Below are 25,036 nucleotides of genomic sequence, written 5' to 3' on the forward strand. Positions count from 1 at the left end.
ATCGCTTTCTATATGTTCCGACTTGATATAGCCGTTCATCTGCTGCACAATATCCTGATGCGCTGCCGCTACATTATGTTGTTCTGTGGGATCTTTGCTGAGATCATATAATTCCAGCGGGGCATTCTTATCTTTCATCACATTCAGTTTTACTCCTTTCCACTTGCCCATGCGCAAAGCCTGGCGGCCGCCGCCTTCATGAAATTCCCAGTACAGGTACTGATGCTGTGGCTGTTTTCCTTTACCCAGTAAGGTTGGCAGGAAAGAGATGCCATCGGTGTAAGCCGGTTTTGGTGCACCGGCAATATCGGTTAGCGTAGGCATCAGGTCCCAGAAAGCACCGGTATAATCGCTTTTGCTGTTGGGTTTTACTTTACCGGGCCACTTCACAATAAAGGATGTTTTAATACCTCCTTCATATAAATCGCGTTTGTAACCACGCAGTCCGCCGGAGCTGTTAAAGAATACGGGATCAGCGCCGCCTTCACGGTGAGCGCCATTATCGCTGCTGAAAATAACAATGGTATTATCCGTAAGTCCCAGTTCATCCAGCTTATCCAATATCTGTCCTACATAGGCATCCATGCGGCTTACCATAGCGGCATAGGTGGCACGTGGCTTTGCTACGGAAGCATAACCGCCGGGTTGCGCCCCGGGGCCATAGTCCGCGCCTTTATAGGGATGTTCTTCAAAACTGTTCTCATATTGTTTGTAGTATTCATCGTCCGGTCCCTGCAATTCTGCATGCGGCAATGTGGTAGGTACAAAAAGGAAGAACGGTTTGTTTTTGTTCGCTGTTATAAAGGCCAGTGTTTTTTCCTGGATCAGTGCAGGCGCGTATACTTTTTTTCCTGTAAGATCATTACCTGTAAGCGTCACTTTTTCGTTATTGCTCCACAGGTGGGTAGGATAATAACGGTGCGATTGCCGCTGACAGTTGTACCCGAAAAACACATCGAATCCTTTCTTATCCGGGGCGCCGCTGGTACCTACCATACCCAGTCCCCATTTACCAAATGCACCGGTGGTATACCCTGCTTTTTGCAGCAGCTGCGCATAGCTCTGCGCGGTATCGGGCAACGGCTCCTGCCCTTCCGGTACTATTTCCTTGTTGCCCCGGATATAGGTATGACCGCTATGCTGGCCGGTAAGCAAGGTAGAGCGGGATGGCGCGCAAACAGAGGTACCTGCGTAAAATTGGGTGAATAGCATGCCCTGTTTTGCCAGCCGGTCGATGTTAGGCGTTTTGATCTTTGTTTGCCCGTATGCGCCCAGGTCGCCATAGCCAAGATCATCTGCCAGGATGAAAACGATGTTGGGCCGCACCTGCGCTTTACCGGCGTATGATGCGAGCATCATGCCGGTAAGCGCCAGTGTTGTTATTTTCTTCAGGATCATCATAAATTATTTTTGTTACTTATTTCCATTGCGGGTTTTGTGTCAGTTTCGGATTCAATACAATCTGGTTAGATGGAATCGGGTAATAATAGTAATAATCCGGGAATGGCGCCGGCGGATTTTTTTCGTAGGCGATATATCCTTCTGTAGCGCCATCGAGAATAGGGATGATGCTGTTGGCCGGTACATCGGTTCCTTTTTTGAGCCACCGGCCCAGTTTGCGTGCAGTTACATACTCCATCTTTTTCCAGCGGCGCAGGTCATCAAACCTGAACGATTCTCCCATCAGCTCAATAGCCCGCTCCCGCCGGATTTCCCACAACACCGGTGTAACGCCCGGGTCGCGGGTGGGATCATTGGGAATGGAAGCTACCTGCAAGGGGGCCACCCCGCCGCGTGCGCGGAGCTTATTGATAGTCTGGTCTGCAATGTCCTGGCTGAACTCGCCCAGTTCATATTTGGCTTCTGCATAGTTCACCATTACTTCTCCCATACGGAAAATGGGTGCATCATTTACATCAAGGTTCTGGATGCGCTGTATTTTATTACTGAATTTATAAAAGCGGTAACCGGTATACGTAACGTTAAAGGGCTGACCGTTATTATAATCCACGTAATGCGGTTCCTGGCGCACTATTAATCCCTGCCAGTTCATGGTAGGCAGTGTTTTGTTCTTAGGGCCGGAAATTGCTTCCATGATGGGGAAGTATTCCATATCTGCCGGATCATCGCTGGGCTGCCAGTCCTGGCTCGGATGATTCACCTTTACTTTAAACGGCGGGGGTACGGTATAGTATAAACGTTTATCGCGGTTCCTGAATTCGGTGAAGGGCGATTTGTCGCCGGCAAACAAGGGGCTGGTCCAGCGGGTTTGCCCGTCGGTCATGAGGTACATGTCCGCCGCCTTTTTGGTAAGGTCCCACCTGCCGGCGGAGTTCCGTGCCAGCGAAGCGAGACTGTGCACTACCTGTGTTTGATCGTATTGCTTATAGAGCAATATGCCGGGGATATTTGCCAGTGATTCGCTGTTGAACTCTTCGTCATAATTTGGGTGCAGCACCGGGAAAGCGGCCACCAGTTTGGCGGCTGCATCTGCGCTGGCGCGCAGGTAAGCCGTAGGATCGCCGAGCTGGTGATACTTGCGCCAGGTACCTTCCATGAGCCCGAACCGTGCAATGAGGGCGCGCACTACGTTTACATTCACGGTATTGGGGCCGTCGCCTGCCGGCTTGATATGCGCTTCGGCCCATTGCAACTCCTCCAGTATTTTCTGTGTCACTTCTGCACGGGGCGTTCTGGGGCCATAAAGGATGTCCGCATCAGCGTCGGTAAGGGCGGTTTCCACCCAGGTTACATCACCATACTTATTCACCAGGTTGGCATAGCTGTAAGCCCGGAAAAAATAGCCCACGCTGCGCCAGTGGTCTTTGTCGGCGTCGGAGATAGAAGAGCTGCCGAGGTTGTCCAGCATAATGTTCACCGCCCTGATCCGGTTGTACGGATCGGTATAATCATTGGAGCTGGAAGGGATCACCATCCTTTGCCAGATCCAGTTGGACTCACCATTTGGGTTCGCGTTCAGGAACAGGTCGGCATCGTATTCCTTGTTCACATACTCCGCAGCATACCCCGGAAACACTTCATAGAACTGCCAGGCATATGCTTTGATGTTATCGTATTTTGTAAAGGTTGTTTTTTCTGTGAGCTGATCCTTTGGCTGCAGGTCCAGTTTGCTGCTGCAACCCTGCGCCAGTAAAGTTGCTATGAGGATATATATAAAACGTTTCATAATCATTTTTTTCCCGGTTAGAAGTTTACATTAACACCAAAACTGTATTTCTTCATGAACGGATAAATACCGCCATCGCTTACGATATCCGCTTCTGCATCCATCCCATCGGGCAGGTGATCGAAGGTGAAAAGATTTTCACCGGAAACAAATAAGCGGATATTATCAATGAAGATGCGTTTCAGCCATTGCTTTGGTACGGCATATCCCAGTGTGATGTTCTTCACACGGAGGTAAGCGCCGTCCGACATATATTTGGTTTGCACATTCCGGCTGGTACCGGTACTGCCGGCGGCATCGGGATAGCTTCTTGGATAAAAGCCATTGGGATTGGAAGGTGTCCAGTAATCAAGGTTGTGTTTATACAAAGTACCAAACTGGTTCAGGTAAGGCCAGTAGAGCTGGTTGCTGATCCACATATCTCTTTTACCCACTCCCTGCAGGAAGAAAGAGAGGTCGAAGTTCTTATAGGAGGCATTGCCAAATACGCCAAACTGGAACCTGCGTCTTGCATTACCGATCACTTTACGGTCGCCGGGATCAGATAAAGTATTATTTCCTGTGAAGATGACATTATCGCCGTTCAGATCTTCATAACGGATATCGCCAGGGTTCTGCTGTACACCTTTAAACCCTGCCACGCCGGGAAGTAAAGTACCCTTTTGCAGGTTGGCATCAAGAGACCCTTTTTCAAAATCATCTGCTGTAAAATATCCTTTGGTAACATAACCCCATATCTCCCCTATTTCCTGGCCTACGTAATAATTGTCCAGCTGCCCGGAGCTATTGATGTTAAGCAATCCTGCAGGGTTGTTGTAACGGGTAATATAAGCGCGGCTGTCGGACAGGTTGAACCCGATAGAATAGCTCACATCCTTTATCCTGTCTTTCCACGACATTTCCAGTTCCCATCCTTTCGACTGAAGGTCTGCCACATTCTGCAACGGCGCTACGGCGCCGAGAATGGCAGGCAGCTCAGCGCCGGGCGCCAGCATATTAAGGGTGCTTCGCCGGAACCAGTCGAATGTAGTATTGAGGCGCCCTTTCAATAAACTGATATCTGTACCGAAGTTAAGTGTGCGCACCGTTTCCCAGGTAAAACCAGCGCTCACCAATGCAGGCGTGGTAAGGGATACATACCTGATATTGGTAGTGGGGTCTGTCCAGGCGGCGTTGTAAGGCGTCATACCTGGTACATACGGATAGTAGTTGGGAACGCTTACCCCATCTTTATTCTTCATAAACACCACCTGGTTACCTATCTCTCCAAAAGATCCCCGGAGTTTAAAAAGGGAAATGGTATTGGACAATGGTTTCATGAAAGATTCCTCACTTACATTCCATCCTGCGGAAACGGAAGGAAAGAAACCAAAGCGCTGGCCCGGGGCAAAACGGCTGGAGCCATCAAAGCGGCCGTTCAGCTCCAGCATATATTTATTTTTATAGTCGTAGTTGATCCTGCCAAAGTACCCGGAAATAGCGTACTCTCCAAAGCCGTCATCTCCAGCAATAGTACCGGTGCTGGTAGACAATGAAGGTACCTGCGGGCTCAGGATATCGAGGCGGTTAATGGAAAAGCTTTCCTGTTTGCTGCTTTCCTGGTTGGTGCCCAGCAGGAAGTTCAGGTGATGGTTATCAAACGCCTTTGTATAGTTGGCATACACGTTCAGCGCCTGGTACGTAGTTTGGTCGTTGGCGCGGGTATAGCGGGTATTGTTGTTGAGAAACTGCCGGTCGTACGTAGCCGCGTTAATGTATTCATTTTTATCCTGGATGTTGCGGTCGTCGCTGTTGCTTTTATTAAAAGTATATTCGGCGGTTACTTTCAAACCGTTAAGCGGGTTGTATTCCAGTTTTCCAAACAGGCGGAGGTCATCGCCGGTGGTGGTATTTACCGGTTCCACTTTCACTACATTGTTAGGCGTGTTATAGGGCAATACATCTCCATTGGGCGCTGTACCATAACCGGTGGGCATATAGGAGCTGTAGGTGATGGCGTTATAAAAAAGGCCGCCGAAATTAGCGGGTGTGGTACGCTTACCATTTTTGTAAAAAATATTTACACTGGCGTTGAGGTTTTTAGTGAGATCGGAACTAACAAAAGTGTTGAGGTTGTAACGGGTGTATTTATCCTTGTTGGTAACAAGTATCCCATCTTCCCCGGTATACCCGCCGGAAACGCGGAAAGTTGTTTTCTCCGAGCCGCCTCCGAAGGAGAAATTATGCATTTGTTCAAAGCCGCGCGTAAAAAGATCGCCGTAGAGGTCTGTTTGTGCGAGCGGATATTTCAGGCCGTTAACTGTTGAACTGCCATCAGGATATTTACCCGGGTTCTGCTGGTAATCGTTCAGCAGATCCAGCCAGGTATTTACGTTCTGGCCGGTCCAGTAGGAATTGGTGCCAAAATCTTTCAATGCGCTCACCAGTTCCAGCGGCGTTGCTTTTTTGGGTAAGGTGGTAGGCGTATTGGAGGTGAAGTTGGCGGAATAATTGAATTTGATGGGCTGGTTCTTCTTCCCTTTTTTAGTGGTAACGAGGATCACGCCAAAAGCGGCCCTGGCGCCGTAAATAGAAGCGGCGGCGGCATCTTTCAGCACGGTTACATTGTCAATGTCTTTAGGGTTTACATCGTCTATATCCATGGGCACATTGTCTACCAGCACCAGCGGCGATCCGCCGTTGATGGAAGTGAACCCGCGGATGTTAAGCGTTGTAGAGGAGCCAGGCTGACCGGTACCGTATGTTACCTGCAAGCCGGGAACTGCGCCCTGGAGCGCCTGTGAAGCGGAGCTCACGGGCCTGTCGCCCAGTACTTCATCCATTTTCACAGTGCTTACCGCGCCGGTGAGATTGGCTTTCTTTTGTGCACCATATCCTACCACCACTACTTCACTCATAGCGGAAAGATCTTCCTGTAATACAATTTTCACCATGCCAGCCGCTTTCACTTCCTGGTGCACGTAGCCGATAGAGCGGATAATAAGGATCGCATCGCTGCTTAGTACATTCAGTGAAAATTCTCCCTGTTCATTGGTGATGGTGCCGTTGGATGTCCCTTTTTCCAGGATACTGGCGCCGGGAACGGGATGTCCTTTATCGTCCGTTACCGTTCCTTTAACAGGCACTTTCGCCGGTGGCTGCTCACCGGGCATACGCATTTGTTTATTGCCGATCAGGATCTGCCGGTCTTCGATCCTGTAGGATAACGGCTGCCCGTAAAGCGCGGCTGCCAGCACTTCTTCAATAGATGCATCTTTTACATTCATGGTTACCGGCGAAGCTTTTTCCAGTAGCTCGGTACTGAATAACACATGGTATCCCGTTTGCCTCCTGATTTCCGAGAACACCGCTTTCAGCGAGCCATGGTCCAGCTTCAGCGACACCTGCTGCGAGTAAGCCGTGGCCGACACCTGTAAGGCGGTGATGAATAAAAAGAAAGTCAGCTTCATGACGATCAGTAATTTGGTTAAACGTGGAGTAAAGGGAATACTGCCAGGTACAGGGCAAAACATTCCCTTGTATGAATTTCTGAAATACATACATTTGCTTAATTAGGTGAATGAATAGTTTACTAAATGCTCGTTTGGTAACTGATTTTACCTGATTTACCGCCGGTTATGTTGGACGCATAACCGGTTTTTTTTGGTGGTGAAAATAATTTACTGATGAATCCTCCTGATTTTGGTTTTGTTATTTTACTTTGATTGTTCTGTTCACTATTTCAAAATGCCGGTTGCCTGTGAATTGAAGCATCGCCAATACTTCCTGTAAAGACTTTTGACGTGGAATGGTGCCGCTGTAGCGGATCCTGGGAATGGTGGCCAGGTCTACCTGTACATCGTACCAGCGCGACAGCTGTAATAATACATCTGAGAGCCATGTATCGTTAAAAATGAAATAGCCGTTCTTCCAGGCAATCACATCTTCTTCGCTCACATTACTTTTCTGCAGTGCGCCCGTTTGGTTGTTAAGCCGCGCCTGCTCTCCCGGCTTCAGCATTAACTGGGTACCGGGTGCGGTCACTACTTTCACACTGCCTTCCAGGAGTGTGGTGCGCACCATTGTATTATCACTATAGGCATCAACGTTAAAATGTGTGCCCAGTACTTCCACTGTTTGTGTGGTGGTGATCACTTTAAACGCCCTGCCGGCATTTTTGGCGATCTCAAAATAGGCTTCGCCCTGCAGGGTCACCCTGCGTTCCCTGGCGGCGAAGTTAACGGGATAGCTGAGCGCGGAGGCCGCATTCAGCCATACTTTGCTGCCATCGGGGAGCACCACGCTATATTGCCCTCCCCTGGGAGTAGCAATGCGGTTAATACCAGTATCTGATGCGTTTCCCGAAGCAGTAGCCTCATATACAATTTCGCCGGCAGCGGTTTTATAAATGCGAAGGCCCGCGTGCTTTACGATATCACCTGCGCCGGCATCGCTGAGTACTATTTCTTTGCCGTTGGCCAGGGTGAGCACGGCTTTATTACCACCTGCTGGTATATTGGGGGACACGCCTGCAACAACTGCCGGCTGGTGTTTACGGGTAGCCGGCCGGTACAAAAATACAGTGGCAGCCAATACTCCTGTGAGTGCTGCTGCAGCTACATACCGGTACTTTACGGGGAACCATATTTTTTTCCCTTCAATACGGCGCCGGATCTGCCGGTACATTTCAGCACGGGTATCTTCGTTGTCCGGGATGTTTGTCCCCGATGCCATTGCGGCCTGTTCGGCCGCCACGCAGTAACGGTGATACCATGCAATTTCCTCATCGGATGCAGTACCGTCGTTGATTTTAGCTAATAATTGCTGTAGTTTTTCCTGGTCCATACCGGCGCTTATACCCATATGGCACTTCAGTAAAACACATCCCCTATGTGATGAAAAAAAAATTTTTCGGAGGGTTTTCCGGTTACATCAGCAACGACATACTGCCCAGCCTTACCCGTAACTTTTTTAGTGCGGTAGTGATCTGGTTTTCTACTGTTTTTTCGGAGATGCCCAGCCGGGAGGCTATTTCACGGTTAGAGAGGTGCTCATGCCGGCTCAGGTAAAATACTTCCCTGCAGCGGGAAGGCAGGGCGTTTGTAAAGCCTGCAATCACGGCTTTCAGTTCTTTGAGTTCCAGCATCCATTCTTCGCTGGCGCTATCCGTTTCCAGAGCGTTGCTTTCGGCAACAAAAGCGGCGCGTACCTTACTGTTCCGGAGATAGTTGGCCGCTTTATAGCGCACGGCCATTACGAGGTAGCCCCGCAATGTGGTCAGTACCACATGGTCGCGGTGTTCCCACAACCATACAAATACGTCCTGCACCACATCCATGCTGGCGGCTTTGTCCTGCAATAGATACCAGGCTGATTTAAAAAGGATATTCCAATACCGTTGATAGATTTCGTCGAACGCAGCCCCATCACCTGATTTCATCAAATCAAGCAGTTCACTGTCCGATTGTAGATAGATGGCTGACATAAACTGATCACTGAAAAAATGCTTCTGAACAAATGTATGGAGCTGCCAAACTAAACTAAAAAAACCAGAACAGCAACCCAATTCCTTTATCCGTATTTCCCGGTGGGAAATACGGATAAACCATCTTTTATACTACTGCTGCTGTGAACCGGTCCATAAGCTCCATTGATAAAATGGCTTGTTCCGCGGAGCAGGGATTGGCACCTTTTCCAAGGAAATAAGCGGTTACCTTCTCTATCATGGGTTGTTGCACATGCTGCAACGGATCAAAAACAATTTCTTCGGTATGCCCGTTTCTCTGCAATGTTATTTTACTTCCGAATACCGGGAAACTGATGCTGCCGGCCGACCCGGTTATTTCACAGCGGTCCTGTTTACTGGCTTCGGACACTGTAAAGCACCACATGCCGTTGAATACCACACCGTTTTCAAACAGGATATGCCCTGTTACCAGGTCGTCTGCCTGGTTAGCGCCTGCCTGGTTCACAGCTATTCCTGCGGCATACTTTGCCTTGCCGAAAAAATACACCATCAGGTCCAGCTGATGCGGGGCCAGGTCGTGAAACAAGCCGCCGCCGGAAACAGCGGGGTCCACGCGCCAGTTAACCGCCGAATTGGCGATGATGCCGGAAGCCGGTGGCTGCAGCATTTGCAGGGAAGCAAAACGGATATCGCCGATGGCATTTTCGGCCAGCAGTGCTTTTACTTTCAGGAACACCGGCTGCTCGCGGCGGTAATGCGCTACGCTGAGCTTTACCTGGTACTGATCTGCGGCGGCTTTCATTCGCAGGGCAGATGCGGCATTCAGCGTCATGGGTTTTTCCACGTAAACAGGTTTGCCGGCAGCCAGCGCCTGGATAGTGTAGGCTTCGTGCTGCAGCGGTGGCGTGGCAATGTATATGGCGTTCACTTCCGGGTCGTTGATGAGTTGTTCCGCGTTGTCGTACCACTTGGGCACGCCATGCCGCAATGCGTAATCCTGCGCCTTTGCGCCATCCCTGCGCATGACCGCTGCCAGGGAGGAATGCGGCACTTTATTAAAAGCCGGGCCACTTTTGACTTCTGTTACATCTCCACAACCTATGATTCCCCATTTTATTTCTTCCATAATAATGCATTATAATAATGCAAATAACATAATTTCATTTATCAAAAACGAAGGATATTTATTTTCAGCATGGCGAAACTAAAAACAGCATTCTACCGGCAGCACGATGTAACTGTTATTGCGAAAGACCTACTGGGCAAAATACTGGTAACAAATATTAACGGCGTTCGCACAGCCGGTATGATCGTGGAAACGGAAGCCTATGGCGGTATTGTAGACAGGGCTTCACACGCATGGAACAACCGCCGCACCAAACGTACAGAAGTAATATACCAGCCCGGGGGATTGGCCTACGTATACCTTTGCTATGGTATTCACTATCTTTTTAACGTGGTCACCAATATTGAAAATACCCCCCATGCGGTATTGATCAGGGCATTGCAGCCGGTAGACGGTATTGATATGATGCAGCGCCGTTATAACAACAAGCCTTCCGCCAAACTTACCGCCGGCCCGGGCAGCCTCTGCAAGGCAATGGGGATAGATGCTGCATTGAACGGGGAAAGCCTTACCGGTAAAAAAGTATGGATTGAAACAGGACAGGATATCGCGGACGATAACATCGTCATATCCACCCGTGTAGGGGTGCAGTATGCAGGGGAAGACGCTTATCTTCCCTACCGCTTCAGCATAAAAAATAATGATTGGGTAAGTAAAGGAAAAGGGTTGTGAGGATCACTGCCCCATCTTCCTGTTGACCTTACCTTCCAGCGTTGAAATGATATTTCCGCATTCTTCCAGCCTTGTAAAAGCGGTACTGCCATCCAGCGCCAGGTCTTTTTTGGTAACTTCCAAACCACCGAGAAAGGCTTCCAGGTATGATAAATATTTAGGCTGATCGCTGTATAAGGCATTATAGATTTCCTCGTTCAGCTTATCTCCTTCCGCCTGCAGTTCGGGGTTCACCAGGTCTGTTACGCCGCGCAGCTTATCCATCACAATGCTCATCTTTTCTTTCAGCGCTTCCAGGCTGCGTTCATCTTTTTTACCCGGGGCCACATTGTTGCGGAACAAACTATCAGACAATGTTTTTCTTGCTTTCTTATAATCGTTCAGCCCCTGTTTCAGGTATTCCAGCTGCTGATTCAGCTGCTCTCCCTTCTCCTTTTTAAAGTATTTATCGATCCCGCTATCCAGGTGTTTTACCCAGGTGAGCAGGTGGAAAGTGATATCTGTAACGCCTGGCTTTCCTGATTGCCCCGATACATTGGCGGAAAAAAACAGCATGCAGCAGAGTGCTGCCCCGGTGAATACTTTGCGCAATATCATCTTTAGTTTCTTTTATTATAGTTTCATGGAAAATAAGGAATTTATTATTCAGATGTTGGAGAAATCTGCGGTTTTCTTTCTTTGAAAGATGATCAGCCGCGTAATTAAAATATGGGAAAACAGCCAGATGAACCACTATGTCCCTGGCAGGTTTCCCGTATCGTAAATGATTTTATCCTATATTCGGCCAGCGGTTGTGATATATTTTATACCTGGTGAATGTTTAAGAAGATCTGTTTTCATGTTGCGCTGATTGCCGTTCTTACCGGCTGCGTATCATCCCCGGCGCCATTGCGTAAGGGCAGGGTGTATATCGGTAAAGAAGGGAAACAATACATGCTTTACCGTGAGGGCCGGCCTTTCCAGGTAAGGGGAGCTGCCGGTATAGAAAATCTCGCAGCGCTGCATGCCGCCGGCGGTAATACCATCCGCACCTGGGATACCTTACACCTTGGCCGCATCCTGGACGATGCCTATGCCAATCATATTGCTGTAATAGCAGGCTTTCCCATGCCGGTAAGCAGTTTTTTACCTTACTACAACGACACGGCCAAAGTGGCGGCACAATATACCGCTTTCAGAAATGTGGTGAACCGGTATAAATCGCACCCCGCATTACTGATGTGGTGCCTGGGCAATGAGATCGACTTTCCCTATACGCCCCGGTACAACCACTTTTACAAAGCCTATAATCATTTGCTGGAAATGATCCACAGGGAAGATCCCGATCACCCCGTGACCACTGCATTGATCAATTTCAACAAACGTTGTCTTTATAACATCCGGTTTAAAGTTACCGGGCTCGACCTGGTTTCGATGAATATCTTTGGTGAGCTGCGGCATTTGCAACGTGACCTGGATAAGTTCTCCTGGTTCTGGGACGGGCCGTTCCTCATCACCGAATGGGGTATCAACGGGCCATGGGAATCGGAGCAAACAACGTGGGGCGCTCCTGTTGAAAATACCAGTACCTGGAAAGCGGAACAATACCTGCAGCTTTACAGGCGGTATATGCCGGTAAAAGATCCGCGGTTCCTTGGCGCCTGCGTTTTTTACTGGGGCAATAAACAGGAAGTAACCCATACCTGGTTCAGCTTATTAACCAAAGAAGGCGGGGCCACGGAAACGGTAAATACCATGCAGTACCTGTGGACCGGCCAATGGCCCGCCCACAGGGCGCCCGCATTAAAGTATATGCTGCTGAACGGCAAAGGCAGCAGGGATAATATCTTATTAACTCCCAACAGCCTGCAAACCGCCGAAATACTATTGGCGGATACTTCCACCGCCCCCCTGCAAATTACGTGGGAGTTACTGGCGGAAGACTGGCACACCAAAAACAGGGATGAACCCAATACGCAGCAACCTGTTGGTTTTAACAGCCTGCTGTTAAAAGCGCAGGGCAACAAGGTCACCTTCCGCTCGCCGGGTAAAGAAGGACCTTACAGGATCTTTGCAACGGTTTCTGATAATAAAGGGCATTTTGCTACCGCCAATACACCATTTTACGTAGTCAGTCAATGATAGAAAAAACATCACCTATTTTGCCACCCTCACGCCGTGAACGGTTCACGCTACGGCTCATGATCCTGCTGGGAACCTGCGGCATGGCCTATATGCTGTATTGTTTACTGAACAAGGCGCAAATAGGATATGCACCGTTTTACTGGGTGCTGATGGGAGGTTTTATCTTTAATTGTCTCACCATTCTGCATGAATGGTATCATTACTTTTCCATTTCAGTACCTGCCACTCCGCCAAAAGAACATCCTTTTACCGTTGATATCCTCACTACTTTTTGTCCGGGCGAGCCCTATGCCATGATCGTGGAAACCCTCACCGCTATACAGGCCATCACTTATCCGCATACCACCTACCTCTGCGATGAAGCGAATGATCCCTACCTGGTGAAAGTATGTGAGCAACTGGGGGTAAAACATGTAACACGCCATACAAGGGAAAATGCCAAGGCAGGGAATATCAACAATGCCCTGAAACAGGCTACCGGCGAGCTTTGCGTGGTGATGGACCCTGATCATGTGCCTTCACCGGATTTTCTGGATCCGATTGTGTCGCACTTCAATGATCCTGAAGTGGGGTTTGTGCAGATCGTTCAGGCCTACAGCAACCTGGGCGATAACCTGGTGGCTAAAGGCGCCGCCCAGCAAACTTTCCAGTTCTATGGCCCTATTATGGCCACAATGAATAGTTACGGTACTGTATTGGCCATAGGCGCCAACTGTACCTTCCGGAGAGCTGCATTGGACAGCATCGGCGGCCACGCCGCCGGTCTTGCGGAAGACATGCATACCGCCATGTAGCTGCATGCCAAAGGCTGGAAATCGGTGTATGTGCCCATAGTGCTTACCAGGGGATTGGTTCCTGCTACCATGTCGGCCTATTATGCGCAGCAGCTCAAATGGGCCCGCGGCACCCTTGAATTGCTGGTTACCTCCTACCCGGCCCTGTTCCGGTCGTTCACCTGGCGGCAACGCCTGCATTACGGCACTATTCCTTTGCATTATTTATCGGGCATCGTTTTCTTTATAAATTTTCTCATTCCCATCCTGTCGCTGTTTACAGGACTGATCCCTTTCCGGGTCGACGTCATCGATTTTGCCCTGCTGGGACTGCCGGCTGTTACAGCTATTATCCTGATCCGTCATTTTGTACAGCGATGGGTAATGGAAGAAAAAGAGAGAGGATTTCACGTAGTAGGCGGATTACTGCTGATAGGCACCTGGTGGATCTATATTCTCGGGCTTGTTTATACCGTGATCCGGAAAAAAGTGCCGTATATCCCTACGCCTAAAGATGAAAGCGGCCCTGATCACCTGGAACTGAATATTCCCAACATCATTGTATTGCTGGCATCACTGGCGGCCATTGTTTACGGGTTGTGGTACGACTGGAACCCGTATTCCCTTGTAATGGCCGGGATTGCGGGGATCAACTGCCTGATCATGACTTTCAATATTATGGCCAGTCTCCGGTTGCGCCGTTTATCTGAAAAATACCAATGGTTAAGGGTTATTCTCGTATACCCGTTACTGTTAAAAAAACAACTCTGGCTTTTCCGGCATCTTCATTTGTATGCCGCTTTCCGCAAACTTGGATTACCGCTGCTGCTGGCGGTTGTTTTATTAACCGGGTATATGACCACCAGCCATCCCGAGCCTGCCGTGGAGCCTCCCCCGCCCACCCATCAGCAAAGCACTTTCTATACCGGGATATTCAGCCCCGCCGGTACAGATGGACTCAGCTCCCTGCAACAGGTGAAGGATTACCAGCAACAGTTCCATACCCGCTTCAATATTATTTCGCTGTATATTCCCTGGGGAGATGCACCCCAATGTAATGTGCCCGACTCCCTTATCAACGCCATTTATAACAACGGCTCCCTGCCTATGATCACCTGGGAACCCTGGACCAACCTATTTGACAGCGCTATCGCCAATAAGGAACTCAGTAAAGGACAACGGGTTTTTGCACATATCAGCGCCGGTTTCTTTGATCAGTACCTGCTCAGGTTTGCAGCCCGGATAAAATCGCTGAACCGCCCGGTGTTTATCCGTTTTGCACATGAAGCGGATAACCCCGCCTATCCCTGGTCTGCTACCGGTAACAATACGCCGGAACAATTCAAAGCCGCATGGCAGTATATCTGCCGCCTGTTCAACCGCAACGGGGTCAGTAACGTGATATGGGTATGGAACCCCTGGCATGCTGCGGCCGCAATGGATTATTTTCCGGGAGCGGCATATGTTGACTGGATCGGGGTAACAGGGCTGAACTATGGGCCGCAAAATGAAAACGGGCAATCGTATACTTTCCGCGAACTGTATGCGCCCTTTCACCGGCTACCGGTATTCCGTTCCGGCCTGCCGGTAATGGTGGCCGAAATGGGCTCCCTCCGCGCCGCCGGCAACCAGCAGCGATGGCTGGAGGATGCCTTTACCTCCATCAATGATCAGTTCCCTGAAATACATGCCTTCGTGTTGTTCAACAGTCCGGAGGATAAAAACATCCTGCGGCCGGTTGCAGGAAATAGGCTCAACTGGCAGCTGGAAGAACCAGGAAAAGTATTTGCAGCAGCCACACAATATGCCCGCATCCGTAACAGCAGCAAGGTGCCCGCTTATGGAGCAATCGCTCCGGACCCTGCACCCACAGGGGTTACCGCCAATATAGCATTGCCCGGCAATATCAGGGGAATCAATTACCAGAAAGGGGAAAACTGGTTCCGGAATTTACATGCACTTACCCGCCGGGAAATTGAAAAAGATTTTACCGGGATGAAAGCGCTTGGCGTAAATACTATCCGGCGCTACGGTCCCGGTGTATACGACCACAACATACTCAATGTGGCAAAGGAAATGGATATGAATATCCACTACGGCTTCTGGATCCCTGAAATAACAGATATGCAGGAACAGGCCCCCATGCTTGCCACACTCAGAACAACTATCCTGGAACAGGTTGCCAGCCTGAAACAAAACCGGCATATCGTAGCATGGAACATCGGTAACACCGTATGGCAGCAACTCTCCAAACAATACTACAAACCGGAACTGCTTTACCGGCAACAAAGTTTTGTTACCTGGCTAAACAGTCTAACTACAGCCATTAAAGCCATCGACAGCACAAGGCCATTAACAATAGACGTGGCCCTCAACGGCAACATCAGCGGTACCCTTGCACTGCTGCACCGGCAACTGCCACAGACAGACGCGTTCGGCATTGTAATAGGCAATGACACCACCGGTTTGGGGCAACTGGCTTCCATTGCGCTTCCCTTTTATATCAGCCGGGTACCGGTGGCTGCTTACGCCTGCATACCCGGCCAACGGCCATCCGCTTTCATCACTACCTGGCAGGATCTCGAAACACGCGACTTCGTTACATTCGACGGTTTAATTGATCACCAGGGAAGATATAAATCATCTTTCTACCAGCTCGGTCATCTCTGGAACAAAAATTTCAAAACACAGGGTATACCCCGCATTCATATACTGCGACCGGCAAGAACTACCTGGGCAAACAACCGCCTTACCTACCATGCACTTGTTTACAACAATAACGAATGGAAAACTGCAGATAACAACACCCCCCTGAAATTTGAATGGTACCTGGTAAAAACCGATCATTACGGCAACAGTATTTTCTTGAAGAAACTGGGCACAGGCGCGGCTGTTACCATCTCCATACCTGAAAACCCCAGCCGCTACAGGCTATACCTGGAAGCGGCAAAAGACGATCATGTGGCTACTGTGCAATCAACGCTCAATACCCCGCTGTAAGCGAAAGAAGGCCCACTTGTAAAGTTTATTATAAATAACATAGTACTATGTATTGGATAGTACCATGCAATAATCTATCTTTGCTACAGACAAGCCGTCATTCTATTACATTCATCATTTATCTCATGAAAAAATACTTTACCTGTATTCTCCTGGCATTAATAGGGGTCCTTTCTTTTCGCAGCATATCAGTCGCGCAGGACAACGACCGGCAACTGGCAGCGGTGATCCTGCACAACGATAGTCTCTTCTGGCAGGCGTACAATACCTGCGATGTAACAAACATGATGACCTACTTTTCGGATGACATCCAATTCTATCACGACAAAGGCGGCATCACCAATGGCAAACCCGCTTTGGCCCAATCCTTTGAAAAAGGCGTTTGCAGCAACAGGGATAGCTTTACGTTGAGAAGGGAAGCGATCGACAGCAGCATCAAAGTATTCCCGCTCCGGAAAGATGGTGTGATATACGGCGCCATACTCACCGGCGCGCACCTGTTTTATGTACAGGAAAAAGGCAAAAAGGAACGGGCGGAAGGCCTTGCAAAATTTACCCATCTCTGGCTGAAGGAAAACGGTAGCTGGAAAATGACGCGGGTACTGAGCTATGATCATGGCCCCGCACCATACATCAATAAAAGAAAGGCGCTTACATTACCCGCTGATGTATTGCAAAGCTACACCGGTAAATATAAAGGCACTCAAACCGCAGCTGCCTACATAAAGGCGGATGCCAGCTCACTCCTCCTCCAGATAGGCGAAAAAAAGTTCCTGCTCTATGCAGAAAAGGAAAATCTTTTCTTTTCCAAAGAACGCGATCTCACCTTTGAATTTCTAAAGGAAGGCAATAAGGTGGTAAAACTGGTAGTGCGGGAACGCGATGAAATAGCGGAGGAATTACAGCGGGATAACAATATGCCATAGCAATATGCCGCTGACGCAAAAAAGCGTCAGAGGCATATTGTATTATTTTGTTTCGGGCATCAATACCAGCCTGATGTAATTATCGTTGCTGATTGTTTTTGCCGCCAGCGCTTTCACACTTTCCACCGTCACTTTATCCATCGCTTTATCAAAATCATATACCTGGTTCAAAGGCTCTTTGTTGGCAAACTGCGCCCCCAGGTACCCCAGCCAGAACTGGTTGGTTTTTAAAATGGTTTGCCTGCTTACCCTTGTTTCAGCTTTGAACTTATCGATATTCACAGGTGCAGGACCTGTAGTTTTCAACTTATTTATTTCATCCACTGCAGAAGCAATAAGGCGTTCTGCATTGGCGGGTGCGCAGCCAAAAGATACAGACAGGCTGAAACGCTGCTCCGGCAACTTAGCCACATTCACTTCCGCGTCCGGCGTATAAACCCCGCTTTCCTCCTCTCTCAAACGCTCCAGCAGCCTAATTTCCAGCACTTCTTTCAAAGCCGCCATCTTCAGGGTGTTTTCATAATTGTATTCAAAAGGTCCTGAGAATACCAGTAACACACTGGCCTTCTGCTCGCTGCCTTTGTAAACAGTACGTGAAATTTTACCCGCAGGAATATGAATGCCAAGGTCCTTCGCCTGTTCATGACCATTTTTGGATGGCAAAGACGCAATGTATTTTTCGAGCAGTGGTTTTATTTTTTCCTCTTCAATATTTCCTACAAAAACAAAAGTAAACCCGGAAGCATCTGCAAATCTTTCCCTATAAATATCAAAGGCCCTGTTCAGGTTGATCTGGTCCAGTTTTTCCATGGTAACGGCCGTGCGGCGGATGTTATAGTTACCCAACACTGCTTTCACGGTATCGCCGAATACCTGGTTGGGATCTACGCCTTTGTTGGCAAGACCAGCTTTTGCTTTGGCTATCTGTCCCACAAAAAAAGCGGAATCTTTACGCGGCTCTGTAAGGCAACCGTACAATAATTCCAGCGCCAGCCCAAGATCCTGCGGGGCTGCGCCACCGCCTATACCCTGGCTCCTGTCTGAAATAAAGGGATTCAGGCTCACCTGTTTTCCTGTAAGGAATTTGCCCAGCTGCACAGCGCCGTAGTTACCAATACCGCCGGAAGCAATGAGCCCTGCTGCATTTGCAGCGCTCTGATAATCGGCGTCGCTGTAAAGGGAAGTACCACCTTCGGAGAAGCCGTTGAACAGGATCTGGTTATCCTGGAAATCGGTTTTCTTCAACACTACTTTAATGCCATTACTCAGCGTAAGCGTGGTGATACCCAGTTGTTCATCTTTTTCTTCCTTAATGATCTTTCCTGCTATAGGCGTAGTTTTCAGCAGCGGCAAATTTTCCACGTCATCTTTAAACGGGGTGATGGTTTCTTTGTCAACGCTGCTTATCCAACCCAGTACAGTGGCCTCGCCCGGCAAACCGGCTTTCTCTTTTTCCGGCGCTGTTAAAAGGATATCGCGGTTGGTATTTTTCAGGTAGATGGATACCTGTTTGTTTACTTCCTGTAAGGAAATACCGCCCAGCTGACTTTTTACCAGTTCATTTTCTTTCATTATGCCGGGGGCGGCTGTTCCGTTAAGGAAATACTCCAGGTATTCTTTTACATAGCTGTCCGACTGCACCTTGTCTTTTTCTTTGAGTGCTGCTTCCATGCTGCGCAGGTAGCTGTTCTTTGCCCGGTCCAGTTCTGTTTGGGTAAAGCCGTATTGCTGAACGCGGCGTACTTCGCGATAGGCGGCTTTAAATCCTTTCTCCAGTCCGCCGGATTTGGTAGTGGCGGTAATGGTAAATGCATCCAGCCCACCGAGCAGATCGCCGTAACCCGCGCCGCCGTTCAGGAAGGGCGGATCGGCCTGGCGGGCTAATTCTGCATAGCGACCGCCTAACAACTGGCCAAATAAACCTCTTACCATAGTAGCGCGGTAATCGGCAGCCGTTTTTAATTCCGGTGAAAGCTGCTTCATGATCACCTGTATGCCTGTATTGGTGATTTCCTTATCGGTTACCTGCAGGAACTGGTTCTTACCGGTAAGCGGTACCTTGTATTTAACGCGGGGTTTTTCGGCGGCAGGGTTTTTCAGGTCGGAAAATTTCGACCTGATAGCCTGTTCAATCTGCACCGGGTCAATATCTCCCACCACTATCAGCGCCTGGAGGTCCGGGCGGTACCAGTCTTTGTAGAAGGAACGGATCGTTTCCGGTTTAAAGTGAAGCAGCACCTCTTCTGTACCAATAGGCAGGCGGGAAGCGTAGCGGGAATGGTTTAACAGCACCGGGAGGGTTTGTTGCTGTATACGTTCAGACACGCCCTTGCGTAAACGTTTTTCTTCGATGATCACACCACGTTCTTTATCAATTTCAACAGGATCCAGTGTGGCCTCCTGTGCCCAGTCCCGCATGATCTGCAAACCATTTTTCAGCAACTCTGGGTTATCGCTGGGTAATGGCAACTGATAAACAGTTTCGTCGAAATTCGTATAGGCGTTGATGTCAGCGCCAAAACGTACGCCCGAACGTTGCAGGTAATCGACCAGTTCATTTTTCGGGAAATGCGTGGTACCGTTAAAGCTCATGTGCTCCATGAAATGCGCGAGCCCCTGCTGTTCGTCTGTTTCCAGGATAGAACCTGCTTTGGTGGCCAGGTACATCACTACTCTTTTTTCGGGTTGTGTGTTGCGGCGAATATAATACGTGAACCCGTTGGATAATTTCCCTGTCCGGACCGCCGGATCAAGCGGCAGGTTTTGTGCTTCACTGACCACAGGTAATCCTATGCCCAATGAAAGGACAATCATTAATAATGGCTGGTTTTTAAATTGCATGTTGATTTTGTTGTAGCACTAAAGATACTATAGCAGATAATATCTCCACAACCGTTCAACATTTTTCGCTGTTAAAAAAGCTCCGGGTCAGGATGACCCGGAGGCTGATGTTGTTTACCGGTAATATCCCCCATGCCAGTGGTGATGATGATACGGGCGGGGGTGATAATACCCTGGCCGGTCCCGCACCACCAGGCAACTGCTTAAACCGGAAATAAGCACAATGGCAACAACCAGATATTTCAAAGTTCTCATGATCGCATAATTTTAATGTTGTGATGAATAGACGGAAGTTTAAGCGACTGCAGGCGGTTTAATCTTCTTGTTCACCTGTATAAATGATAAAACTATGCCAGACCGCTGTGAGAACTGTTATCTATTGTTAACGCCTCATATGAGTTGATACAATGCTTCCCTGTTAAAGCCCTGCAGCTCATTCAGCCTGTTTTCTTTCACCTTCTGTACCCAGTAGGGATCCGTCAAAACGGAGCGCCCTACTGCCACCAGGTCAAACTCATTGTTGTCCATCCTGCGTACCAGTTCTTCTATAGAAGCAGGCGATGCATTTTCGCCCCTGTGCAATGAAATAATGTCTTTGTCTAATCCCACCGAACCCACTGTGATAGTGGCTTTCCCGGTGAGCTTCTTTGTCCATCCTGCAAGGTTCAATTCCGATCCTTCAAACTCCGGCTCCCAGAAACGGCGGGTAGAACAATGGAAAATATCTATCCCTGCATCGGCCAGCGGCGTTAGCCATGCAGCCAGTTCAGCAGGTGTATGAGCGAGCTTGCTATGCAGGTTTTTCAGTTGCCATTGCGACACCCGTATCATCACAGCAAAATCATCTCCCACCTGTTTACGGATCTCTTTGGTGATCTCCACGGCAAAACGGCTGCGTTCCGCCAATGTTTTGCCGCCAAAAAAACCGGTCCTGGTATTAGTATCCTCCCGGAAAAACTGGTCCACCAGGTAACCATGCCCACCCTGCACTTCCACGCTGTTAAACCCCATCCGTTTTGCATGTGCAGCGGCGCGCCCAAAGGCCGTAATGGTATCGGCAATGTCTGCATCGCTCATGGCTATGCCATTACCAATACCGGAAGGTCCTTCAAACGGGGCAGGCGGCAACCACCCCGACGCATGGTTTTCCTGGATACCGCAATGCCATAGCTGTGGCGCCATCTGGCCGCCGGCTTCGAGCACGCTGTTGATCACCTGCTGCCAGCCGGCCAGCGATGCCTCTCCGTAAAACCTGGGAACATTGCCATCATCGGCGGAGGAGGGCCGGTCGATCACCGTGCCCTCTGATATGATCAGGCCCACTTCTCCCACAGCGCGACGCTGGTAATAAGCGGCCACCTCACTGGTGGGAATGCCGCCCGGGGAACAGGCCCGGGTCATGGGCGACATTACAAAACGATTCCTTGTAAGCAACGATTTCAGGGCAAATGGCCTGAATAAGCTCGTGGTATTCATACTGCTGTTGTTTATGTCCTGGTGACGATTGAAATCGCCGGAGGGGGACAAAATATCTTATCTTTTTACAACAGTTATTTATGCAATGCTTTTGCAAGGGCTGCTTCGGTTACCTTCGCCATCACCTGGTAACCGGCGGCATTGGGATGCACGCCATCCAGCGTCAGGTTTTCCTTCTGCCCGTTCCGGCTATCGGCCAGGGGTGTAAAATAATCCAGCAGTACCAGGTGGTTTTCTTTTGCGTAGCTACTGATCATTTTGTTTAACGATATGATATCTTCCGCCGGTGTCAGTTCTTTCCGCCACGGGTATTGGAATACGGGCAGGTAAGCGCAGAGAACCGGCCGGATACCATGCAGCTTTGCCAGTTCGGCCATCGACTTTATATTGTCCATAATGGTTTGGTTGGTAACATGACCGGTGTTCCCGGCAATGTCGTTGCTACCGGCAAGGATAACCACTGCTGCCGGATGCAGGTCAATCACATCCTGCCGGAACCGGATCAGCAACTGCGGCGATATTTGTCCGCTTATTCCGCGGTTGATATAGTGCGGGTTTTCAAAAAATGAGGGCGCCACGTCAGACCATCTCTCAAAAATAGAACTGCCCAGGAAAACCACGCGCTGCTCTCCTTTTGCCGGTGCAGGCAGCGTCTTGTTCTTTTCGTTGTAGTGGCGGAGGTTGGCCCAGTCGTCTTTAAAATCTTCTTTTGCCACCGGTGTTTGCTGTTGTGCGTAGCTGGTGCTGAGTATTAGCAACAGCGGCAGTAGTAGTGTTATTTTCATAAAATCTCTTTCTGTTAATACTTCCCGAAAAGTTGATTCATATCTCCATAAGGCTTTGCAGCATCCGCATAAGTAAAAGTGCCCTTATGCAGGATCTCTTCCGCGGCCCGGAAAATAGCGCCGTATGCAGCTCTCACCAATGAAGAACCGATACTTACCCTTTTTACGCCAAGATCTTCCAGCTGCTGCAATGTAAAGTTGCTGCCTGATAGTCCCATGATCACATTCACCGGGCGGGGCGCCACTGCTTTTACTACGGCGGTTATTTCTTCCGGCGTTTTCAATCCCGGGGCAAACAGTACATCGGCGCCGGCATCTGCAAATGCTTCCAGCCGTTTGATCGTATCTTTCAGATCGGGGCGGCCATAGATGAGATTTTCTGCGCGCGCAGTGAGCATGAAAGGATGCGGCAGGCTACGCGCTGCGGCTACTGCGGCCTTCACCCTTTCAAGCGCCAGTTCAAACGGGTATATCGGATCGCCCGGCTTGCCGGTGGCATCCTCTATGGAACCTCCTGCCAGTCCGTTCTTTGCAGCGAGCAATATTGTTTCCGCGCAGGCGGATGGCTCATCGCCAAAGCCATTTTCCAGGTCGGCTGCCACAGGCAATGAGGTGGCATTGATGATCTGCCGTGTATTCTGTAAGGTTTCCTCACGGCCTACTGCCGCATGGCCATCGGGTTTGCCCAATGCAAAAGCAAGACCTGCACTGGTAGTAGCCAGTGCTTTAAAGCCGAGTGTTTCCAGTACTCTTGCGGACCCTGCATCCCAGGGATTGGGCGCCACAAATATACCGCTGCGCTGGTGCAACGCACGGAAAGTTTCGGCCCTGGCTTGAAATGAGTTTACTGCAGATGGTTTCATGTCGGATCATTTACGGGTGATCATTCTCCTGGCATCACCGTTATAAAAGTTAATAAAAAAAAGCCTCAGAAAGATCTGAAGCTTTTTCATTGATCTGTTTAGCGCCATCAAGGTACTAAATCAATCGCTTTTCTGCAACCTGTTTAAAACCTGAAGGCAATGCCTGATATCTGGCGCCGCGGCATCTGCGGATTGCCGCCAAAGCCGGCGCCCAGGCCGTTTAAACGTCCTTTCACAAAGCTATAGTTCACCCATAGGTTGGCTGCATGTGCCGGTGGTCCGCCTGGTCTTTTTCCTTCATAACCCTTATCTGTTTTTACGAAATGAATATCATTATAGGCATACCTTGCTACGATGTTTAAGCCGGGCAATACGGTGCCGGTTAGCGGGTCACTCTTTTCAGTTCTTTAAAATTCTTATTACCCCATTCGATCACTGTCATTACCACGGGTAAAAGTGAAGCGCCAAATGCCGTTAGCCGGTACTCTACTTTAGCCACTGATTCATCATACACCGTTTTGCTGATGATTTCATGTTTTACCAGTTGGTTCAGCTGTACATCCAGTACTCTCCTGCTGGCCTGGGGAATTTTCCGTTGCAGCTCACCGGGGCGGCTCACGCCGTTGGCGATATAATAAATCAGGGTAATTTTCCAGCGCCCGTATAATATTTCCCGTACATATTCATGCCCGCATTCCAGTATTGGTATTTTCCGTTGGTATGTCATAAAAATAATTCAAAAATAGATGATCGGACCGGGATGAAAGGTACGGATAAATTTATCCGTACTTGTTGATTTACCGGTTCCTGTTGAATTTTGTGCTGAAAAAAAACGGATATGAAATATAAGATCTTTGGAAACAACAGTGGGTTATATGCCAGCGAACTGATTTTGGGAGGCGCTATGTTTGGCGCTACCGGCTATGGCGCCAGTAAAGAGGAAGCAAAAAGCATTCTGTCTGCTTATGCCGATGCCGGTGGGAATTTTATTGATACAGCAGATGCCTACAAATACGGGGAATCGGAAAAGGTAATAGGTCAATTCATTGCCGCTAACCGGAATGACTTTATCATTTCTTCAAAATTTACCAGGAGTGCAAGTGCGGCGCCTCCTATCAGTGCGCTGGGTAATAACCGCAAGGCCATGATCCGGTCGGCGGAAGATAGCCTGAAGCGGCTAAAAACAGACAGGATCGATATTTACATTGCGCATTTCGACGACAACATCACGCCCGCAGAAGAGCTGGTGCGGGGGTTCGACGACCTGGTACGCGCCGGGAAGATCCTTTATGGCGGGCTGTCGAACTTCCCCGCGTGGAAAGTAGCTACCGCTGTTACCATTGCCAACATTCACTTAAAGGCGCCGGTAATAGCATTGCAAACGGAATACAGCCTTGTGCAACGTGTACCGGAAAAAGAACTGCTGCCCATGGCCGGTAATTTCGGTCTTGGCGTTATGGCATACTCTCCCCTGGCCGGTGGCTTATTAACCGGTAAATACCGGAACAATGGCGCCGGCAGGATCACCCTTGCAAAAAATGATGCGCTGATACAAAACCAACGTAACAACGCCATACTGGACACCCTCATTACTATTGCCGGTGAAACCGGCAGCACTCCTGCCAATGTAGCTGTAGCCTGGATCTGTTCCAAAGGCATCTTCCCGGTAATAGGCCCCAGAACGAAAGTGCAGCTCGATGGGTACCTTGCTTCGCAACAACTTCATCTCACAAAAGAACAAACGGCATTGCTGGACCAGGCAAGTGAAATACCCATGGAGTATCCGCATGACCTTACCAAAACGCAGCGGGAGCTGA

20 protein-coding genes are annotated in these 25,036 nt (G+C 49.3%); 6 read left to right on the plus strand and 14 right to left on the minus strand.

Going from position 1 to position 25,036, the window contains the following annotated elements; genetic code table 11:
* The 6 genes from VN105_RS13390 to VN105_RS13415 form a co-directional block, all read right to left on the minus strand.
* Positions 1–1,398, minus strand: a 1,398-nt coding sequence (locus VN105_RS13390; RefSeq protein ID WP_325641665.1) for an arylsulfatase, incomplete at its 3' end; no start/stop codon positions are given.
* 19 nt (positions 1,399–1,417) lie between these two features.
* Complete coding sequence (locus VN105_RS13395) at positions 1,418–3,187, minus strand: RagB/SusD family nutrient uptake outer membrane protein (RefSeq protein WP_325641667.1); 1,770 nt, start codon at positions 3,185–3,187, stop codon at positions 1,418–1,420.
* 17 nt (positions 3,188–3,204) lie between these two features.
* Positions 3,205–6,636, minus strand: a complete 3,432-nt coding sequence (locus VN105_RS13400) for a TonB-dependent receptor (protein ID WP_325641669.1) — start codon at positions 6,634–6,636, stop codon at positions 3,205–3,207.
* Positions 6,637–6,877: 241 nt separating this feature from the next.
* Positions 6,878–8,029 carry a FecR family protein gene (locus VN105_RS13405; RefSeq protein WP_325641671.1) on the minus strand — a complete coding sequence of 384 codons (1,152 nt, stop codon included), beginning with the start codon at positions 8,027–8,029 and terminating at the stop codon, positions 6,878–6,880.
* Positions 8,030–8,093: 64 nt separating this feature from the next.
* A complete protein-coding gene (locus VN105_RS13410) occupies positions 8,094–8,651 on the minus strand; it encodes an RNA polymerase sigma-70 factor (RefSeq protein ID WP_325641673.1) in 558 nt (185 codons plus the stop codon).
* A gap of 127 nt (positions 8,652–8,778) precedes the next feature.
* The gene (locus tag VN105_RS13415; protein WP_325641675.1) at positions 8,779–9,759 is read right to left on the minus strand and encodes a Gfo/Idh/MocA family oxidoreductase; all 981 of its coding nucleotides are present in this window, start codon (positions 9,757–9,759) and stop codon (positions 8,779–8,781) included.
* Positions 9,760–9,828: 69 nt separating this feature from the next.
* On the opposite strand from VN105_RS13415, the gene VN105_RS13420 reads away from it, so the two are divergent.
* Positions 9,829–10,431, plus strand: coding sequence for a DNA-3-methyladenine glycosylase (locus VN105_RS13420; protein WP_325641677.1), 603 nt, complete (start codon positions 9,829–9,831; stop codon positions 10,429–10,431).
* A 3-nt stretch (positions 10,432–10,434) separates the two neighbouring features.
* Here VN105_RS13420 and VN105_RS13425 read toward each other — a convergent pair whose 3' ends face one another.
* A complete protein-coding gene (locus VN105_RS13425; RefSeq protein ID WP_325641679.1) occupies positions 10,435–11,028 on the minus strand; it encodes a hypothetical protein in 594 nt (197 codons plus the stop codon).
* Between the two features lie 219 nt (positions 11,029–11,247).
* On the opposite strand from VN105_RS13425, the gene VN105_RS13430 reads away from it, so the two are divergent.
* The 4 genes from VN105_RS13430 (at position 11,248) to VN105_RS13445 (ending at position 17,254) form a co-directional block, all read left to right on the plus strand.
* Positions 11,248–12,552: a glycoside hydrolase family 2 TIM barrel-domain containing protein gene (locus VN105_RS13430; RefSeq protein ID WP_325641681.1), complete on the plus strand. Its 1,305-nt coding sequence runs from the start codon at positions 11,248–11,250 to the stop codon at positions 12,550–12,552.
* A gap of 20 nt (positions 12,553–12,572) precedes the next feature.
* Complete coding sequence (locus tag VN105_RS13435; RefSeq protein WP_325641683.1) at positions 12,573–13,349, plus strand: glycosyltransferase; 777 nt, start codon at positions 12,573–12,575, stop codon at positions 13,347–13,349.
* Positions 13,350–16,328 carry a glycosyl hydrolase gene (locus VN105_RS13440; protein ID WP_325641703.1) on the plus strand — a complete coding sequence of 993 codons (2,979 nt, stop codon included), beginning with the start codon at positions 13,350–13,352 and terminating at the stop codon, positions 16,326–16,328.
* 125 nt (positions 16,329–16,453) lie between these two features.
* A complete protein-coding gene (locus VN105_RS13445) occupies positions 16,454–17,254 on the plus strand; it encodes a nuclear transport factor 2 family protein (RefSeq protein ID WP_325641685.1) in 801 nt (266 codons plus the stop codon).
* A gap of 42 nt (positions 17,255–17,296) precedes the next feature.
* Here VN105_RS13445 and VN105_RS13450 read toward each other — a convergent pair whose 3' ends face one another.
* The 7 genes from VN105_RS13450 to VN105_RS13480 form a co-directional block, all read right to left on the minus strand.
* Positions 17,297–20,095 carry an insulinase family protein gene (locus tag VN105_RS13450; RefSeq protein WP_325641687.1) on the minus strand — a complete coding sequence of 933 codons (2,799 nt, stop codon included), beginning with the start codon at positions 20,093–20,095 and terminating at the stop codon, positions 17,297–17,299.
* A gap of 114 nt (positions 20,096–20,209) precedes the next feature.
* Positions 20,210–20,350, minus strand: a complete 141-nt coding sequence (locus tag VN105_RS13455; protein ID WP_325641689.1) for a hypothetical protein — start codon at positions 20,348–20,350, stop codon at positions 20,210–20,212.
* A 135-nt stretch (positions 20,351–20,485) separates the two neighbouring features.
* Positions 20,486–21,571: an NADH:flavin oxidoreductase gene (locus VN105_RS13460; protein WP_325641691.1), complete on the minus strand. Its 1,086-nt coding sequence runs from the start codon at positions 21,569–21,571 to the stop codon at positions 20,486–20,488.
* 74 nt (positions 21,572–21,645) lie between these two features.
* The gene (locus VN105_RS13465; protein ID WP_325641693.1) at positions 21,646–22,356 is read right to left on the minus strand and encodes an SGNH/GDSL hydrolase family protein; all 711 of its coding nucleotides are present in this window, start codon (positions 22,354–22,356) and stop codon (positions 21,646–21,648) included.
* Positions 22,357–22,370: 14 nt separating this feature from the next.
* The gene (locus tag VN105_RS13470; RefSeq protein ID WP_325641695.1) at positions 22,371–23,219 is read right to left on the minus strand and encodes an isocitrate lyase/phosphoenolpyruvate mutase family protein; all 849 of its coding nucleotides are present in this window, start codon (positions 23,217–23,219) and stop codon (positions 22,371–22,373) included.
* Between the two features lie 143 nt (positions 23,220–23,362).
* On the minus strand, positions 23,363–23,590 hold the full coding sequence (locus tag VN105_RS13475; protein WP_325641697.1) for a hypothetical protein: 228 nt from the start codon (positions 23,588–23,590) through the stop codon (positions 23,363–23,365).
* An 11-nt stretch (positions 23,591–23,601) separates the two neighbouring features.
* Positions 23,602–23,946 (minus strand): helix-turn-helix domain-containing protein, encoded by a 345-nt coding sequence (locus tag VN105_RS13480; RefSeq protein ID WP_325641699.1) that lies wholly within the window; start codon positions 23,944–23,946, stop codon positions 23,602–23,604.
* 111 nt (positions 23,947–24,057) lie between these two features.
* Here VN105_RS13480 and VN105_RS13485 point away from each other — a divergent pair.
* Positions 24,058–25,036: aldo/keto reductase (locus tag VN105_RS13485; protein WP_325641701.1), on the plus strand; the 979-nt coding region annotated here is incomplete at its 3' end.

It is taken from the genome of Chitinophaga sp. (genome assembly GCF_035564935.1).
GTDB lineage: Bacteria > Bacteroidota > Bacteroidia > Chitinophagales > Chitinophagaceae > Chitinophaga.